Source organism: Actinosynnema sp. ALI-1.44 (assembly GCF_001984155.1).
Lineage (GTDB): Bacteria > Actinomycetota > Actinomycetes > Mycobacteriales > Pseudonocardiaceae > Kibdelosporangium.
Genome location: NZ_MTQO01000044.1, coordinates 130,048 through 146,863 on the forward strand (window position 1 = coordinate 130,048; position 16,816 = coordinate 146,863).

Below are 16,816 nucleotides of genomic sequence, written 5' to 3' on the forward strand. Positions count from 1 at the left end.
TCGGTCACGTGGCCAGCAGTGCTTCCAGTGCCTGCGCTGTGTCTGGGTAGTGCTTCAGGAGCGTCACTCCATCCGGTGCGGCCTTCCATGAGTCGGTGCAGCCAAGCAGGTGTGCTGTCGCGTCGCACGTCGCCGGGTAGGCGGCGAGCAATGTGGAGCCTGTCCCGGCTGTGGTGGTCTGAACAGGTGTTGGGTCGTGCTGGATGCGCCAGGGCGGGACCCATTCGTCCAGTGCGGGCAACCTCGCGGGGAACAGCCGACCGGCCTCGCGGACGAGAAGCGGGACCAGCTGTGCGCCCCGGGCACGCAATGTGCTGATCAGCGTGGGTAACCACGGCAACAGCAACGGGTCCGGCAGCTGGGCGAAGGCGTTGGACATCGCCTCGACCACGAAGTCCACCAGGCCCGGTGCCGGTTCCAGTGCGTGCACGAAACCGCTCAGGTACTGCGGATAGCTGGGCAGCGCCAAGGGGTTGCCCAGCAACGCGGCACACCGTTCCCGCAGTTGCTCACGAGCGAGAGTGCCGAGTTGGACCTGCGCCGCCCACAGCAGCGCCACCTTCGACGGCTCATCGGGATGGGACTGGGCCACGGCCAGTTCCAGCTGCGTGCGGTCGCAGCCGAGCGACAGCGCCAGGGATTCCATGCTGAACAGGAAGCCCAGCATCGCGGCCACCTGGTCGACGGTCGCGTCCTCCTCGGTGAACGCCGTCGGCAGCAAGGTGCAGTAGTGGGCGTAGCCGGTTCGGACGAACCGCTCGATCCACGACGGCAAAGCGGGTTCGTTGGTGCGGTAGTAGGTCAGCAGACGCCGTACCCGCCGGAGGACCTCCGGCGCGCTGTCGACCGTGCGTTCACCTGACAGCACTTCCAGTGCGTGGGTGCCCAACTCACCAGCCAGGCGTGCGCTGTGGAGGTAGCGGATCGCGTCCTCGACGGCTTCGAGGACCTGCGCCGTGGTGGCTTGCGGGCTGTAGGCGGTGCGGCGCAGCCGCTGCTCCAGGACCTGCTCGATGCTGACGCCCTCGTAGCCCAGTTCGATCAGGGCCCGCTGGTGGGTGCCGAGCGCGAGATCCCAGGACTCCTGGATCGGGCGTTCACCGAGGCGGCGTTCACCCATGATCGGGCGGGCGGCGCCCTGCGGCATCAGGCGACGCAGCATCCACAGCAGGTCGGAGCACGCTTCAAGCTCCGGCTGCGCGGCGATGTCGAGCAGCGCCCGTTGGACGCCGCGTTGCTGGAGCTTCAGGTTGAGCGGGGCGAGCCGGTCGTGCACGTCTCGGGCCAGTGGCGGCAGCGCGTCGTAGCCGACCTGGCCGATCCGGTCGCCGCCCATCATGATCTCGACGAGGCGGCGAACGTCCCGGCGGCCCGGCACCGCCTCCTTCTCGATGCACGTGATCGCCGCGTCCTGGAAGTCGTACGGCGTGGGCCGGGCCCGGTCGCGCATACCGGCCAGCATGATCGACGTCTCGAAGACCGCGATCGCGTCGGCAGTCGAGGCGAGATAACCGTTGCGCCGGGCCGCGCGCACGATCTCCACCGACCAGCCCAGCAACTCGGCCTCGTCCAGCCGGTCGAGCACCGGTGGGCGTCGCAGGAAGCCCGAAAGCTGGTCCGCGGCCGCGACTGGCGCCACAGGGGCGGGCAGGGCCGCCGGCTTCCCGCCCTTCTTCTTGCCGGACTGTCCCGCGAGCTGGAACGGTTTCACCTTGGTGCGGCGGAGGTTCTTGGCCCACTCGGTCGCCGCGATGGACACCGACCCGGCGGCCAGTCCGAACTGGGCCTCGATGGCCGCGTGGCTGGACGGGATCAGACCGTACTGCCACGAACTGGCACTGCGGGGGCTGATCTCGAAGCCGTCGGTACCGTGCACGCCGAACTCGGCGACCCGGCTCGCCGCGTGGAACGCGCCGCAGACGTACAAGCAGTCGTCCGGGTCGGTGCCGGTGGCGGCCAGGTGCTCCCGCATCCGCGTCCACATGTGGCGTTCGCGGTCCTCGTCCACCCGCACCCGGTGCGGATCGCCGGGAGCCAGCCGCCGGAACAGGCTGCCGATCAGGAACATCACCTGGCGGTAGGTGTCGTGGTCGCTGTCGCCGAGCGGGTGCTCGACGTACTGGTGCCACCACTCCGACCAGTGCCGCACCTTGCCGTGGTGCAGCAGGTGTTCCTCCAGTTCGGCGAAGCGCGGCCGCAGGTCGCCGATCTCCACACCGACCGCGTCCCCGTGCAGCGCCTCATCGCCGCTCGACGTGGTCTCCGGTTGTTGCCACTGGAACACGTGGTCGGCGGAGCGGTCCACGAGCACCAGCTCCACCCCCGGGGTGTCCAGCGCGTAGGCGATCGCCTGGTACTCCGCGGATGCCTCGGTGATCGGCGCGACCACCGACAGCGGTGCCCAGTCGGCCGGGAACCCCTCGACCTCGCTGGCGAACGCCTGCACCGCCACGGGGAGGCGGCAGTTGCGCAGCTCGGTCAGCAGCGGCGCCATGTCCTCACACAGCTCCAGGTAGATCACCTTCGGCTGCTTGTCCCGCAGCCGCCGCGCCATCGCCACGGCCGAAGCCGGGGAATGGTGGCACACCGGGAAGATCTCCATCGGCTCCCGCACCGCACGGTCGACGTCGTCGACCATGCCGAGCAGGATGCCTTCCAGCGCGTCCGGTCCGTCGGCGAAGACGGTCGCAGCCCCATGCAGCTGCGTGCGCAACGCTTCGAACACTCCGCTCATGACAAGGTGGCGATCGTGTCGCGGCCGCCCGCCAGGAACTCCGGCCAGAGCCCGCCCTCGTCCTTGCTGCGCGGCTCGACCACGCCGTGCATGTACTTGTTGAGGATCGCCAGGTCCTCCGGTGCCCGTCGGGACAGGGACCCCACGAGCGAAGCCGCCAGGGTATGCGCGGTCAGCGCCCGCTCGCCGAAGAAGTTGCTGTGCAGGATCGCGTCCTCCAGCACACCGATCTGTTCCGCGGTGGACAACGCGGACTCCAGTTTCTCGTCCTCGCTGCCCGCGGCCGCGGCGGCTTCGCGCAGATCGGCGAAGCTGCGCAGCAGCACGTCCAGCAGGGTGGGTGGCACGTCCAGTTCGATCTGGTGGCGGCGCAGGAGTTCCTCGGTGCGGAACCGGACGATCTCGGTTTCGCTCTTCTTGTTCGTCACCACCGGGATGCGCACGAAGTTGAACCGCCGCTTCAGTGCCGACGACAGGTCGTTGACGCCCCGGTCGCGGCTGTTGGCCGTGGCGATGACGGAGAAGCCGGGTTTGGCGAAGACGATGTTGTCGCTGTCCAGCTCCGGTACGGAGATGTACTTCTCGGACAGGATGGAGATCAGCGCGTCCTGGACGTCGCTGGTCGACCGGGTCAGCTCCTCGAACCGGCCGATCGTGCCGGTCTCCATGGCGGTCATGATCGGCGACGGGATCATCGACTCGCGGGACTGTCCCTTGGCGATCACCATGGACACGTTCCACGAGTACTTGATGTGGTCCTCCGTTGTGCCGGCCGTGCCCTGCACCACCTGTGTGGAGTTGCGGGAGATCGCGGCTGCCAGCAGCTCGGCCAGCCAGCTCTTGCCGGTTCCCGGGTCGCCGATGAGCAGCAGGCCGCGGTCGGAGGCGAGGGTGACGATGGCTCGCTCGACGAAGCTGCGGTCACCGAACCACTTCTGTGCGACTTCGCGATCGAGGCCGTCGGAGCGTTCGGCACCCAGTACGAACAACCGCACCATCTTCGGCGACAGCCGCCACGCGAAGGGCTTGGGGCTGTCGTCGACGGACTCGAGCCAGTCCAGTTCCTCGGCGTACTTCAGCTCGGCTGGGGCGCGCAACAGGTCGGACATCTTTTTCGCCTTTCGGGAAGTCAGGAGGTCAGGAAGGTCTTGAGCTCGTGGACGAGCTTGCGGATGTGGCCGGAGACCACCGGCGTGCCCAGGTCCTTGAACCGCTCGCGGAACCACGGGTTCACGCTGCCGCTGCCGGAGCTGTTCACCGAGCCGACCGGGATGAACTTGGCGCCGGAGCGGTGGATCGCTGCCATGCTCTCGAACAGCGGCTCGCACTGCCATTCGTAGAAGTCGGAGATCCACACCACCACGGTGTTGCGCGGCTCGGCGATCTTCGGCTGGGCCAGCGCCATGGCCACCGTGCCGTCGGTTCCGCCGCCGAGGTTGGTGCGCAGCAGCGTCTCGAACGGGTCCGACACCCACGGCGTGAGGTCCAACGCCTGCGTGTCGTACGCGATCAGGTGGACGTCCACCTTGGGCAGCCCGGCGAAGATCGACGCGAGGATCGTGCAGTTGACCATCGAGTCCACCATGGAGCCGGACTGGTCGACGACCGCGATCAACCGCTGCGGCGTGGTTTTGCGCGCGGTGTGCCGGTAGTAGAGGCGGTCGACGTAGAGCCGCTCCTCCTCCTGGCTCCAGTTGGTCAGGTTCTTCCAGATGGTGCGGTCGAGGTCGAGGTTGCGGAACACCCGCTTCGGCGGGACAGACCTGTCCAACGCACCGACCGTGGCCTTCTCCACCTGGGTGCGCAGCACCTCGGCCACCTCGTCCACGAAGCGGCGGATCAGCGACTTGGCGTTGGCCAGCGCGACGCCGGAGAGGTTGTCCTTGTCCCGCAGCAATTGCTCGATCAGCGACATGCTCGGGGTGAGCTGGCCGGCCAGCGCCGGATCGGCGAGCACCTCACGCAGGTGCATGCGCTTGACCAGGTCCGCCTCGAGCGCCGCGAGGTCCGGGCCGATCCGTGGGATGAGGGTGCTCAGATCCGGTGCTCCCGTGCCCATGCCGGTCCCGGTCGGGGCGGCCGCACGGCCGCCACGCAGCTGACCCGGTTGACACCCCAGGGCACGTTCCAGCCAGGCCGCGTCAGCCTGCCACCGCGACAACTGACCCGCGGAGACCGTGCCGGACCCGGTGGCGAACACGTTCAGCAGGACCTTCGACACCAGCGCGGCACGCCGCACCTCAGCCGCCTTGTCGCGATCGCCTTGCGTCTCGGGCACCATCAAACCCTCGAACTCGGCGGCCAGGTCCGGGTGGCGCTGCACGATCGAATCGACGCCGGTCTGCGGGTCGAGCACGGCGGGCGGCAACCCGATGTCCTCGACAACGGCGACGCTCGCCGATTCCAGGGCGTGCTGTTCCTCGTTGTCGAACAGCCTGGCCAGCAGCCGCCAGTACAGGACCTGGCGGCGGTTCTCCTGTGGATCGATCATTTCCGCAACAACCTTCCGGCCCGCTCACGCAGCACGGCCGCCGCGTCGGTGGCGGCTTTCTCCGCTTTGACACCGGCCTTGTCCGTGGTGCCCCCGGCCCAGGCTCCGGCATGCAGCGCCACGGTCTTCTTGCGGGCAGTGGTCTCCACCGCCAATGGCTGGACTCGGAAACTCCCCGCGTCCCAGCGAAGCAGGCCGATGCACGCGGTCGACGCCGCCACCGCCTCCGGCGTGAGCGGCCCAGCGACCGGGACGCGATCGGTGTCCACGGTCACCTGATGCCCGGCGACGGCGAAGCTCACCGTGTCCTCGGACTGCTCGGCCTCATATCCCTCCAGGAAGACGGGCACGGCGATCCGCACCGGATGCCGGTCCAACGGCGCGGTCGGCGCGATGCTCGCTGTGGGCAGCGCCACCCGTGCCGTCGCGAAGGCGTCCGCGGGTTCACCCAGGTGGGCATGCTCGTTGCGCCACAACAGATCCCCCTCGGCGGTGACAGGCATGTCGGTGAGTTCCATCGACCGGCCCTCGCTGACCGCCGCCAGCAACGACAGGTGCGGACGCAGCAGCTGCCAGATCCCGGCGCCGATGATCGTGTCCGGTTTGGGAGCGGACACGCTGGCGCGCACCAGCATCGGTGTGGACCCGTCGGCAGGTTCGAACACCGCGTGCACCTGAGCCTGCGCGGCAGTCGCGTGTTCGTGCAGATCCACACCCAACGGCAGCAGGCGCCCGGTGACCGCGCCGCCGGAGGTCCGAGTCGCGCCAGGCAGGGTCAGCAGCATCGCACGCGACCACAGATCGCCCCAGCGACGCGCGGGAATCCGCGCCAAGGCAGAGCCGGGGCAGGAGGCCGCCAGTTCGGCCGCGAACCCGTCCACCAACGCGGCCAGTCGCCGCAGGCCCGGCTCCGGCAACAGGGCGGAGACCACCGGCGCGGCACCGGAGACCAGGTCGTGGTCGATGCCCTGCCACCCCGCCCGCGCCAGATCCGACAACCAGGTTCTGGCCGCCAGCACCAGGTTCTCCGGCTGGTCACCGCCAAGCGTGGTGACGGCCTCGTCCGCGGCGGCCCGTCCCGTCGCCTGCCGGATCCGCGCCATCACCGCGTCGTGCACCGAGCCGAACAGCGCGATTCGCGCCGCCGCAAGGGAAATGAAGTGTTCCTCGCCCGCGGCGCCCGCCGCCGCCTTGTCCACCGCCTCGGCCACCCTGGCTGCCAAGGGCGATGCCGCCATCGCGTCGGCCAACGCGGCCAACCCGGCGGCCTGGGCAGGTTGCGGCCGTAGCAGACCGGTGACCAATGCCTGGTCGACTGCGGCCACGGCCGCCAACGCCTCGTCGAGCCCGTCGACGGGATCCGCCAACATGTCGGCCCGCATCACGCCACCACCCTGGTCGGCGGGAACCACTGCATCTCCGGCACAGCGGTGGTGGTCGGCGCGAGTTCCAGATAGGCCAGATGCCGCAGGAACTGGCTGAACACGACCGCGGCCGCACTGTTGTCGCCCTGCGGCGGACGGGCCCTCCACATCGCCTGCAGGATGCTCTCCCCCGACACCACGTCCTCAGTCGCGACTTCCACCCGCAGATACCGGGCCACACGCTCCGCGCCGTACTGCACCGCAGCCTCGGTGACCAAGGCACCGATGTGGTTGCAGAAGCTCCCCCGAGCCCCACCACAGGGTCGATTGTTGTTGGTACTGCACGCGAACTCGTAACTGCCCACCGCGACCGACGAAACGTACACCCGCCCCACGTCCGAGCCGCTGGACACCACACCCTGCAGCCGCCCGTCCGCCAGTTCCACGAACGGGACCTTGGACAGCTTGCGAGGGCGCGCGGGCGCCAATACCCGCGCTGTGCTCGAACTTTCCCACTCTGGCACCGCACTGTCTCCTAACCGACACAACCCCACCCCACCGGATCAGCGGGAGGAGGAGAATGTAGCGGCCACCACCGACAATTCTGATCTTGCGAGGTCAGGGCCGTTCCCCGCCGGGGTGTGAGCCACCATTCCGTCCATAGTGGATTCACTGCGGCTCGGCGCACGCCGTGATCGATCCGGGTGGAGTTCCCGGGGGTCGGTCACCCCTCGGCCGGTGCCGGGCGCGCCCGCAACGCGTCGATCGCGGTGTCGATCGCGGTCAGGGCCGCGGTCCTGTCGAGGCCCGCCCTCGACACGAGCGAAAGGCCTTGGACGATGTAGAGCAGGAGCTGAGCCTGAGCCTCGGGACGGGCGTTGTCGGTGACTTCTCCGGTGGCCTGTGCGCGGCGGAGTGCGTCGGTGACGATGTCGACGAACCGCCCATACGAGCGGGTGACGAGTTCCGAGGCCTCGCTGTCGAGCGGCACCAGTTCGGCGGTGGTGTTGCCGACCAGGCAGCCGTGCGGGACGCCCACGTCGGAGATCATTTCGTCCAGGCGAGCACCCGGCCGAGGAAGCCACGCATGTAGCCCGCGACGACGTCCAGGTGGCTCTCCAGCAGGAAGTGGCCACCGTTGATCAGGTGCACCTCCGCGTCCTTGGCGTCGCGGGCGAAGGCCAGCGCGCCCGCCGGGCCGAAGATCTCGTCGTTGCGGCCCCACACAGCGAGCACGGGCACGTCGTTGGTGCGCAGGAATTCGTGCAGCAGCGGATACAACGGGCGACTGTTTCGGTAATCGCGGAACAACGCCAACTGGATCTCGTCGTTGCCCTCGCGGGACACCAGGGCGAAGTCGTGCTCCCAGGTGTCCGGGCTGACCACACTCGGATCGGGCACGCCGTGCACGTACTGCCAGCGGATGGCATCGAGGTCGAGCGCGGTGCGAACAGCCGGTTCGGTCTCGGGTCCGGGGTCGGCCCCGTAGGCCCAGACGTCGGTCCAGAACGACTCGACGAAACCGTCCTCGTAGCCGTTGCCGTTCTGGGTGACGATGGCGGTGATCCGGCCGGGGTGCTTGAGCGCGAGGCGCCAACCGATGGGGGCACCGTAGTCCTGGACGTAGATGGCGTAGCGGTCCAGGCCCACCTGGTCGATCAGCCCGGAGGTGAGGTCGGCGAGGGCGTCGAAGGTGTAGGTGAACTCCCCCACGCCGGGTGCGGCGGAGCGACCGAAGCCGAGGTGGTCCGGCGCGATGACGTGGTAGTCCCTCGCCAGCAACGGGATGAGCTCGCGGAACATGAACGAGCTGGTCGGGTATCCGTGCAGCAGGACGATCGCGGGTGCGCCCGCGGGCCCGGCTTCGCGGTAGAAGATCTCGTGGCCGTCGACGACGGCGGTCCGATGGTGCACCGAGCCCATTTCTAACCCCTTCGAATGATTGATCTGGTTAGCTCGTTGTCATCGAAGCACGAGGTGCACTAACCTGTCAAAGGATTCATTCTGGTTAGAGAGAGCGGCACCCGATGAACACGCTGCTGGACCTGCTCAACAGCAGACCACTGATCAACGGTGAAGAACACGACGCACTCGGTGACCCGGCCGCGGCGAGACACTGGGCACTGGAACACGGCGGCGACGGCAGCCCCACGGAACTGGCGCTGCTGCGCGAGACGCGGGACGCACTGCGGGACGTCGTGTGCGGCGAAATCCCGCCCACGGCGTTGAGCCCCCTGCTCGACGGGGTCAGCCAGGTCCCGGAGTTCACTCCGGACGGTCTTCAGTGGACGATCAAGGCGCCAGCGCACGCCCGGCTGGCCGTCGAGGTCGTCCTCGCCTGGGCCGACACCGAGCAGCAGCTGCCCGGCCGACTGCGCCCCTGCGCCAACGAGGCGTGCCAACTGTTCCTGCTCGACCGCAGCCGCGCCAACCGCGCCCGCTGGTGCTCGATGGCTGTCTGCGGCAACAGGGCAAAAGCACGCCGACACTACGAACGCACCCGCTGAATCGTTCGCGGCAGCCTACAGTGATGCAAAGACCCGTATCGGGCCGATTCCTGGAAGTTGACCACCGGGGCTCGCTGTGCTCAACCGACTGTTGACGGGATACCGAAAACAACGGTCAGCTCCAGCCCTCCGCCGGCGTTCGGGCGAGCCGTCACATGGGCGTTGTGGGCCTGCGCGATCGACGCCGCGATCGACAGCCCGAGTCCGGCGCCGTCACTGCGAGTGCGCGTGTGCAGTCGACGGAATGGTTGGAACAGCTCGGGGATTCGTTCCGCGGGCACGTGGGGGCCGGTGTTGCGAATGGTCAACACCCCCGCCCTTGTCAGTCCTATGTGTACCTCGCCGCCGGGTCGGTTGTACCGGACCGCGTTGTTCACCAGGTTGACCAGGAGCCGGTGCAACAGGACCGCGTCGCCGCGGACCACCACCGGCTCGGCGTTCACCACCATCTCGATCCCGTCCGAAGCGGATTCGGTCGCCGTCTGGGCGACCAGGCTCGCCAGATCGACCATCCGCGGGTTGTCCAAGCCGTGCTCCGCCTCGGCCAGCACCAGCAACGAGTCGATCAGCTGCTCGGTCCGGCGGTTGTGGGTGAGCAGTTTCGCCCGGGTACCGGGGAGGTCGTCGGCGTTTTCCAGTCCTACTTGGATCGCGATGCGCTGGGTCGCCAGCGGTGTGCGGAGTTCGTGCGCGGCGTTGGCGATGAACCGGCGCTGGCTGTCCATCGAGCGTTCCAGGCGGTCCAGCATCGCGTCGATCGTGTCGGCGAGACCCTTGAGCTCGTCGTCCGGGCCGGGCAACGCGATCCGTTCGTCCATGGTGGACAACGACAGCCGCTGCGCGGTCGCGGTGATCCTGCGCAGCGCTCGCAGCATCCGACCCGCGATCCACCAGCCCGTCACGATCGACAGCACAGTCAGCACCACGAGGGTGATCACCGTGACGATCCACTGGGTCTTCAGCACTTCGTCCGGCAGGCTCAGCATGGGTTCCGGCCGCGGCGCCCCCGGCGGGAGCGGCAGGTGCACCACCTGGCCGGTCGGCGCGATCTGCGCGACCTGGTCGTAGAGCCGATCGCTGAACACCAGGTTCACCGCGATCACGAGCACCGTCGACGTGAGCAGGAATATGCTGGTGTACAGCGCGGTCAACCGGAACCGGATCGTCCGCCGCCTCACAGGACGTACCCCGCTCCCGGCACGGTGTGGACACACGGCGGGTCACCGAGTTTCGCCCGCAACCTGCTGATGATCACGCGGACCACGGTCGTGAACGGGTCGGCGTGCTCGTCCCACGCCGACTCCAGCAACTGCTCGGCACTGACGACCGCGCCGTCCGCGCGCATCAGCACCTCCAGCACCGCGTACTCCTTGAGCGACAGGCGCAGAAACCGGCCGTCCCGGGTCACCTGCATCCGTTGGGTGTCCAGCACGATCCCGTGCCGCCGCAACGTCGGCGGCACGGGCGCCTGGCTGCGTCTGCCCAATGCCTGCACCCGAGCCACCAGTTCGCTGTAGTCGAAGGGTTTCGGCAGATAGTCGTCCGCGCCGAGGCCCAGACCGGCGACCCGCGCGGGAACCGACGCCGCCGCGGTGAGCATCAGGATCCTGGTCCGCGTCCCCGCGCGGACCAGGTCCTGGCAGATCTGGTCGCCGTGCACCTCGGGTAGGTCCCGATCCAGCACGAGCACGTCGTAGTCGTTGACCGCCAGCCGCTCCGACGCCTCCGCGCCGTCGTAGGCGACGTCGACCGCCATCGCGTGCCTGCGCAACCCCGTGGCGACCAGATCCGCCAGATCCCGTTCGTCCTCAGCCACCAGTACTCGCATCCACCGGTCCTAGCGGATCCGGTGTTGCTCCGGTGTGAACACCTCAGCGCAGCAGCGAGACGGCCTTGTCGATGCCGGGGTCACGGCCCGCCGACAGGTCGGCCGCGGTGACCGGGGCGAAGTGGTCGGGCGGCACGCCGACGGTGTCGACCTTCTCCCGGTTCGAGCCGATCTCGTGGATCTTGGGCAGGCCGAGCATGCTGCCGTCGTCGAGCACCCACCCCTCGCCGGGTCCGGACACCGCGCCCGCGGTCCGTGTACCGACCAGCGTGCCGAACTTCAGGTCCTTGACAGCACTGGAGAACGCGTCGCACGCGGAGGCACATCGGCGGTCGGTGAGCGTGACCAACGGCAAGTTCAGCAACGACACGGAATCGTCGGTCCGGTTCGGTGTGCACTTGTCCCGCACATCGCACCAGTAGCTGTACGTCCTGCCGTGCACCCACGAGCTGACCAGCTTCTTGACCTCGTCCGGGGAACCGCCGCCGTTGCCGCGCAGGTCGAACGCGACGCCACGCAGCTTCTGCTGCTTGCCGAGGTCGGTGATGGCCTTGCGGACCTTGTCCGCGGCACCGGGCGCGAAGCCCCGCAGAAGCACGTAGGCGATGCCACCGGGCAGCAGCTTCGACTCCACCACCTCCGGCTCGGTCGGCGGCCTGGTCGGCCTGGTCACCGTCAGGTCGTAGTTCTTCGTCTCACCTGTCGACGGCCTGCGCATGGTGAGCTTGACGTGCTGGCCCTCCTTGGCCTCCATCAGCCATTCCACGACACGCGGCACCGCGATGCCGTCCACGAACAGCGGCACGCCGTTGACCGTCAGGATCTCGTCGCCCAGCTTGATGCCCGCCTTGCCCGCGGCACTGTCGGGGAGCAGGTCGACGACGTGTGCCGGGCCGGTCGCCGTGGGATCCGTTTCGCCAGGGCCGCGCGCGTGGGAGGGCATGAAGCCGACGGGGAACGAGTCCTCACCCTCAGTCGGGCGCATCCACATCGCGTGGTTGTCGCCGAGGCTGCCGACCATCGCGCGGATGGTCACCTCAGCGACAGCCTGGTGTGTCTCCTTGGGCAACTGGGCCATGATGTCCTGGTACGCCTTGCTGAACGCCTTCCAGTCGCTGTCCCGTTTGCCGGTCAGCACGGGGGCCGTCGCGGTCGACCGGTCCAGTCCACGTCGTTGCATCTCGCGGGTGAGCGCCGAGAATGCCGGCTGCAGCAGCGAGCGGCTGTCCAGGACCGGGCCGCTGAAGTAGTTGTCGAGGATGCAGTGGTACGCCTGGCCGACCGCGGTGACCGTGGTGGGTTTCAACGGCGGCGGCTGCGGTGGCGGCGTTTGGCACGCGGGTGGTCTCGCGGTCGCGTCCGGGCTGGCGCTCACGGTCGCGGTACCGGCGAACGTCGCGGCGATGGCGACGATCGTGAGTAACTTCAATGATTTCACGGTGGCCACTGTGCTGAGGCCGCTGTTGCGCGGCCGCGAACGATGTCGTTAACGCCGGGATAACGGCCGGTCCGCTACCGGGCAGATCGCGTCGAAGGGGAGCCTGCTCGGCGGCCCAAAGGTGCTCACGGCGTGACTGCCTCGCGCAACTCGGCGGCGGCCTGAGCGATGAGCTCGGACAGGGTCGCGGCCGGGTCGGCCAGCCAGCGGGACGTGGCGCGCCGGGCGATCGCGATCACCACGTCGGCGATGAAGCGTGCCTCGCCGGGCTCGACGCCACGGCGCTCGAGCGCCCGCGCCAGTGCGCCGGCGACGTCGGCGAGTTTGATCAGGTCGCGTTCGGCCAGCGCTGGGTTGGCGGCGATCACCTTGACGCGGCGCAGCAGGAACTCGCGCGAGCGGAAGACCTCGTCGGCGGTCCCCAGCGCGGTCAGCAGCACCTCGAACGGCATGAGGTCCGGGGCGGCCGTCTCGACCCGGGCGACGAGGTGGGCCTCGAGCTCGCTGCCCGCGAAGAGGACTTCCCGCTTGTCGGGGAAGTAACGGTAGAAGGACCGCTCGGTCAGACCGGCGGCGCCCGCGATCTGCGCGACCGTGGTGCGTTCGAATCCCTGCGTCTCGAACAGCTCGAGCGCCGCGCGCTCGAGCCGGCCCTGTGCGTCGGACTCCCATCTCGGCATACCACCAGGATGACAGCAGAGGCTGTCGTCACTCTGCTAGGGTCGATGACAACAGATGCTGTCATCACCGCAGGAGATCGTCATGAAGGCGCTGCAGTTCGACCGATTCGGTTCCCCGGACGCGATCGTGCTCCGTGAGGTGCCCAAGCCGGAGCCGGGACCCGGCCAGATCCGGATCGCCGTGCGGGCGTGCGGCCTGAACCCGGCCGACTGGGCGGTGGTCGACGGCCTCCTCGCCGACCGGTTGCCGCCGCTGCCGCGCGGGGTCGGCTTCGAGATCGCGGGCACCGTCGACGCGCTCGGTGCGGGCGTCGACGGCGTGCAGATCGGCGACGGCGTGTTCGGCCCGGCGACCTTCGACGGTCCGACAGCCGGAGCCGCCGAATACGCACTGCTGACGAACTGGGCGCGCATTCCCGAGAGCGTCACCGCCGAGCAGGCCGCCGCATTGCCGATGGCGGCCGAGACGGCGTGGCGAGCGCTCGACGACCTCGGGGTCCAGCCGGGTGAGTTGCTGCTCGTCCACGGTGCGGGTTCCACCGTCGGCGAGGCCGCGGTGCGCCTCGCGCTGCACCGGGGTACCCGGGTGATCGCCACCGCCGGACCGGCACGGGCCGCCGCCCTGGAAGGGATCGGCGCCCAGGTGACCGGCTACGGCGAGGGCATGGCCGAACGCGTCGCCGCGCTGGCCGAAGGCCGCGTCGACCGTGCACTGGACACCGCCCCGACCGGCGGCCGGATCGACCGCCCCGGCCGGCCCAGCCCGGCCGGTGGCTCACTGCCGACCCTCATCGAGCTGACCGGCGACCCCGACCGCGTCCTCACCGTCTCGGACTTCGCCGCCGCGGCCGAACTGGGCACCCGGATCACCCAGATCGAAATGCGCTACGACCTGCTGGACGAGTTCGCCCGGCTGGCGGGCGAAGGCGTTCTGGCCGTATCGGTCGCCCGCACCTACACCCTCGACCGGATCCACGAGGCCGCCCAGCTCAGCCAGTCCCGCCGGCCCGGCGGAAAGCTCATGCTCGTCCTGTGATCGCCTTGGAGCACTTCACACTCGTCACCGGCCCCGGCCGGTCGCCTGCCGCTGTCTCTCCGCTCCGGCGACAGGCTATCTTCACCCACGATCGAGGGGAGTTGGTCGAGTGGCGCGTCTTCATGTCGGCTGTGCGATGTGGACCCACAAGGCGTGGCTCGGGCGGTTCGTGCCGCAGTCGCTGCCGGCCAAACAGCGTCTGCGTGCCTATGCGGGCTGGTGCAACGCGGTCGAGGGCAACACCACCTTCTACGCGATCCCCGCCCGGGCCACCGTCGAGACGTGGGCGCAGCAGACCGATCCCGGTTTCCGGTTCGTGGTCAAGGTGCCCAAGGTCGTCACGCACGAGCGCCGGTTGGTCGGTGTCGAGAAAGAGATGCGGGCGTTCCTCGATGCGATGGAGCCCCTCGGCGAACGGGCGGTCCTGTGGACCCAGTTGCCCGGCTCGTTCGGCCCGTCGGACGTCGAAGCCCTCGGCCGGTTCCTGCGCAGGCTCCCCACCGACCGCAGGCGCGCCGTGGAGGTGCGTCACCCCGGGTTCTTCACCGACACCGGCTCCGCATCCCGGCTGGAGGCAACGCTCGCCGACGCGAACGCCGAATGGCTGCCCTTCGACACCACGGCCTTCTTCCAGAGCCCGCCGACCAGCGAGGCCGAACAGGACGCGTGGGCCAAGAAACCACGGCTGCCACGACGCACACGAGCACTGACCGACCACCCCATCGTCCGCTACCTGGGCCGCGACTCGATCGAGCAGACAGTCGAAGGATGGCAGGCCTGGACCACGGTGGTCGCCGACTGGCTACGCGCGGGCCGGTCACCAACGGTCTTCGTACACACCCCCGACAACGACGACGCGCCCGCGCTGGCCCGCCGGTTCCACGACGACGTACGGGCGCTCGTGCCCGATCTCGACCCACTGCCCGAGCCCGAGCCGGTCGAACCAGCGACCCTGTTCTGAGCGGCCACCGCACGGCCATTGGTGTCGATTTCGTCAGGCGGTAGAGCCTGTGCCTACGAGCCCGACACCGGTGGTCGCCGTCGCCCAGCGCCGGTGGCTTCCTCGATGGCGTGGGCCAACTGGAGGACGCCGAAGTCGTCGCCAGGCCGTCCCACGACCTGCAGGCCGACCGGCAGTCCGTCGTCGGTGAAGCCGAACGGCACCGATGCTGCGGGCAGGCCGGTCGCGGAGATCGACCAGCAGGCGCGCATCCAGTCCAGGTACGTCTCGCTCCGCACCCCGCCGACCTCGGGCGGGTACGGCAACCGCACGTCGAACGGCGGCACCTGGCTGACCAGGGTGACCAGGAACTCGTTCCGCTCCAAGAACTCCCGCATCCGGTGGTACAGCGCGGTGCGCGCTCGTTCCGCGCGCGCCAGGTCCGCGCCGGTCAACTCCAGCCCGACTCTGACGTTCCACGCCGCGTTCTCTCCCACGTCCGCGGGTCGGTCGCGCAGCGTGTCTCCGAGCATCAACGCGTAGTACCAGGCGCGCCAGACGAGGAACGCGTCCTCGGCGGCTGAGAGGTCGGGGGCCTCCCGGCGAACCGCGCAACCCAGCGACGCCAACACGTCGGGCCCGGGCGCCATGGCCCGGGTCACCCGCGGGTCGACCGGCAGGCCGCCCAGATCATCCGTCCACGCCACCACGACACCGGTGAAATCCCGCCGCAACGACTCTGCGAAACGCTCCGGGGGCACCGATGACGACAGCGGGTGCCGAGGATCCGGCGGACTGAGCACCCGCATCAGCAGCGCCACGTCCGGCACTGTGCGCGCCATCGGCCCCGCCGTCCCCAACGTGAACTGCGGCGCGCGGGACGGCCAACTCGGCACGCGGCCGATCGACGGGCGCAAGCCGACCACGTTGCAGAAGCTCGCCGGGTTGCGCAGCGATCCTCCCATGTCGCTGCCGTCCGCGATGGGCGCCATCCCGGTCGCCAGCGCCACGGCGGCCCCACCGCTGCTCCCGCCGCACGTCCGGCTCAGGTCGTAGGGGTTCAGGGTGGGACCGAAGACCCGGTTGACAGTCTGGGAACCGGTCCCCCATTCCGGCGTGTTGGTCTTGCCCATGGTCACGGCCCCCGCGCCCACCAGCCGCTCCACGACGAGCGAGTCGAAATCGGGCACGAAGTCCGCGTACACGGTCGACCCGTACGTGGTCCTGATCCCCTTCGTCTCGGTCAGATCCTTGTGCAGCACGGGAAGTCCGTGCAGCACACCGAGCGTCTCACCGCGCATCACCGCTTCGTCGGCGCGATCGGCCAGCCGCTTCGCGTGATCGACAGCCAGCGTCACGACAGCGTTCACCGCCGGGTTCACCCGCTCGATCCGGTCCAGGTGCGCGTCAAGCACCTCACGAGCCGAGACCTGCCGACGAGCCATCATCGCGACCAGCTCACCGGCGGACAGGAAACACAGATCGGACATCGCTCGGATTCCCCTCTCGGTGAGGTGACGAGCCCAGTGAGCCGATCCTACGCCGAAGATCACGATGCCCGTGCCGCCGTCAGACGGTGTTGCGCACAGAGTGGCGCTTTGCACGCCCGTGACGTAGTCACATGGCGTGCATACATCTCCCTTTTCGTTCGGAAAATCCTGTTGCCCTATCGGGCCGCACGCAAAGGCGTTACCGGCCCTGTGCGGCATTACCCGGACGGAGCAGGCGGCGAACCATACGGTTGGGCCAACAGGAGAATTCACCGCCCCTGCCGGGCGAACGGTCTGCAGAGGATCTC

15 protein-coding genes are annotated in these 16,816 nt (G+C 69.0%); 3 read left to right on the forward strand and 12 right to left on the reverse strand.

Annotated features, from left to right (window positions below):
• Positions 1-4: 4 nt before the first annotated feature.
• The 7 genes from ALI144C_RS19240 to ALI144C_RS19270 form a co-directional block, all read right to left on the reverse strand.
• Positions 5-2,734 (reverse strand): DUF5682 family protein, encoded by a 2,730-nt coding sequence (locus tag ALI144C_RS19240; RefSeq protein WP_076988505.1) that lies wholly within the window; start codon positions 2,732-2,734, stop codon positions 5-7.
• A complete protein-coding gene (locus tag ALI144C_RS19245; RefSeq protein WP_076988506.1) occupies positions 2,731-3,843 on the reverse strand; it encodes an ATP-binding protein in 1,113 nt (370 codons plus the stop codon). Before ALI144C_RS19245 ends, ALI144C_RS19240 begins: the two co-directional genes overlap by 4 nt.
• Before the next feature lie 20 nt (positions 3,844-3,863).
• On the reverse strand, positions 3,864-5,225 hold the full coding sequence (locus ALI144C_RS19250; RefSeq protein ID WP_076988507.1) for a VWA domain-containing protein: 1,362 nt from the start codon (positions 5,223-5,225) through the stop codon (positions 3,864-3,866).
• Positions 5,222-6,637 (reverse strand): hypothetical protein, encoded by a 1,416-nt coding sequence (locus ALI144C_RS19255; RefSeq protein ID WP_193441206.1) that lies wholly within the window; start codon positions 6,635-6,637, stop codon positions 5,222-5,224. Before ALI144C_RS19255 ends, ALI144C_RS19250 begins: the two co-directional genes overlap by 4 nt.
• Positions 6,607-7,113, reverse strand: coding sequence for a hypothetical protein (locus tag ALI144C_RS19260; protein ID WP_143230734.1), 507 nt, complete (start codon positions 7,111-7,113; stop codon positions 6,607-6,609). Before ALI144C_RS19260 ends, ALI144C_RS19255 begins: the two co-directional genes overlap by 31 nt.
• Before the next feature lie 200 nt (positions 7,114-7,313).
• Entirely contained in the window at positions 7,314-7,640 is a 327-nt protein-coding gene (locus ALI144C_RS19265) for a TetR family transcriptional regulator C-terminal domain-containing protein (RefSeq protein WP_237774221.1), read from the reverse strand.
• Positions 7,637-8,512 carry an alpha/beta fold hydrolase gene (locus ALI144C_RS19270; RefSeq protein ID WP_076988508.1) on the reverse strand — a complete coding sequence of 292 codons (876 nt, stop codon included), beginning with the start codon at positions 8,510-8,512 and terminating at the stop codon, positions 7,637-7,639. The genes ALI144C_RS19265 and ALI144C_RS19270 overlap by 4 nt, the downstream gene beginning before the upstream one ends.
• A 104-nt stretch (positions 8,513-8,616) precedes the next feature.
• On the opposite strand from ALI144C_RS19270, the gene ALI144C_RS19275 reads away from it, so the two are divergent.
• Entirely contained in the window at positions 8,617-9,096 is a 480-nt protein-coding gene (locus ALI144C_RS19275; RefSeq protein ID WP_076988509.1) for a CGNR zinc finger domain-containing protein, read from the forward strand.
• A gap of 80 nt (positions 9,097-9,176) precedes the next feature.
• On the opposite strand, the gene ALI144C_RS19280 is transcribed toward ALI144C_RS19275, so the two are convergent.
• The 4 genes from ALI144C_RS19280 to ALI144C_RS19295 form a co-directional block, all read right to left on the reverse strand.
• Complete coding sequence (locus ALI144C_RS19280) at positions 9,177-10,274, reverse strand: HAMP domain-containing sensor histidine kinase (protein ID WP_083753187.1); 1,098 nt, start codon at positions 10,272-10,274, stop codon at positions 9,177-9,179.
• Entirely contained in the window at positions 10,271-10,924 is a 654-nt protein-coding gene (locus tag ALI144C_RS19285) for a response regulator transcription factor (RefSeq protein WP_076988511.1), read from the reverse strand. The genes ALI144C_RS19280 and ALI144C_RS19285 overlap by 4 nt, the downstream gene beginning before the upstream one ends.
• A gap of 43 nt (positions 10,925-10,967) precedes the next feature.
• Positions 10,968-12,362, reverse strand: a complete 1,395-nt coding sequence (locus tag ALI144C_RS19290) for a S41 family peptidase (protein ID WP_143230735.1) — start codon at positions 12,360-12,362, stop codon at positions 10,968-10,970.
• Positions 12,363-12,487: 125 nt separating this feature from the next.
• On the reverse strand, positions 12,488-13,042 hold the full coding sequence (locus tag ALI144C_RS19295; RefSeq protein ID WP_076988512.1) for a TetR/AcrR family transcriptional regulator: 555 nt from the start codon (positions 13,040-13,042) through the stop codon (positions 12,488-12,490).
• Between the two features lie 82 nt (positions 13,043-13,124).
• Between ALI144C_RS19295 and ALI144C_RS19300 the strand changes: the two genes are divergently transcribed.
• Entirely contained in the window at positions 13,125-14,078 is a 954-nt protein-coding gene (locus ALI144C_RS19300) for an NADP-dependent oxidoreductase (protein ID WP_076988723.1), read from the forward strand.
• A gap of 136 nt (positions 14,079-14,214) precedes the next feature.
• Entirely contained in the window at positions 14,215-15,039 is an 825-nt protein-coding gene (locus tag ALI144C_RS19305) for a DUF72 domain-containing protein (RefSeq protein WP_076988513.1), read from the forward strand.
• A 53-nt stretch (positions 15,040-15,092) separates the two neighbouring features.
• Here ALI144C_RS19305 and ALI144C_RS19310 read toward each other — a convergent pair whose 3' ends face one another.
• Positions 15,093-16,508: an amidase gene (locus tag ALI144C_RS19310; RefSeq protein ID WP_076988514.1), complete on the reverse strand. Its 1,416-nt coding sequence runs from the start codon at positions 16,506-16,508 to the stop codon at positions 15,093-15,095.
• Positions 16,509-16,816 lie beyond the last annotated feature (308 nt).

Coding starts and splice junctions, on each gene's coding strand:
- ALI144C_RS19240 (WP_076988505.1), bottom strand. CDS start 2,734: ATGAGCGGAGTGTTCGAAGCGTTGCGCACGCAGCTGCATGGGGCTGCG.
- ALI144C_RS19245 (WP_076988506.1), bottom strand. CDS start 3,843: ATGTCCGACCTGTTGCGCGCCCCAGCCGAGCTGAAGTACGCCGAGGAA.
- ALI144C_RS19250 (WP_076988507.1), bottom strand. CDS start 5,225: ATGATCGATCCACAGGAGAACCGCCGCCAGGTCCTGTACTGGCGGCTG.
- ALI144C_RS19265 (WP_237774221.1), bottom strand. CDS start 7,640: ATGATCTCCGACGTGGGCGTCCCGCACGGCTGCCTGGTCGGCAACACC.
- ALI144C_RS19270 (WP_076988508.1), bottom strand. CDS start 8,512: ATGGGCTCGGTGCACCATCGGACCGCCGTCGTCGACGGCCACGAGATC.
- ALI144C_RS19275 (WP_076988509.1), top strand. CDS start 8,617: ATGAACACGCTGCTGGACCTGCTCAACAGCAGACCACTGATCAACGGT.
- ALI144C_RS19285 (WP_076988511.1), bottom strand. CDS start 10,924: ATGCGAGTACTGGTGGCTGAGGACGAACGGGATCTGGCGGATCTGGTC.
- ALI144C_RS19295 (WP_076988512.1), bottom strand. CDS start 13,042: ATGCCGAGATGGGAGTCCGACGCACAGGGCCGGCTCGAGCGCGCGGCG.
- ALI144C_RS19300 (WP_076988723.1), top strand. CDS start 13,125: ATGAAGGCGCTGCAGTTCGACCGATTCGGTTCCCCGGACGCGATCGTG.
- ALI144C_RS19305 (WP_076988513.1), top strand. CDS start 14,215: ATGTGGACCCACAAGGCGTGGCTCGGGCGGTTCGTGCCGCAGTCGCTG.
- ALI144C_RS19310 (WP_076988514.1), bottom strand. CDS start 16,508: ATGTCCGATCTGTGTTTCCTGTCCGCCGGTGAGCTGGTCGCGATGATG.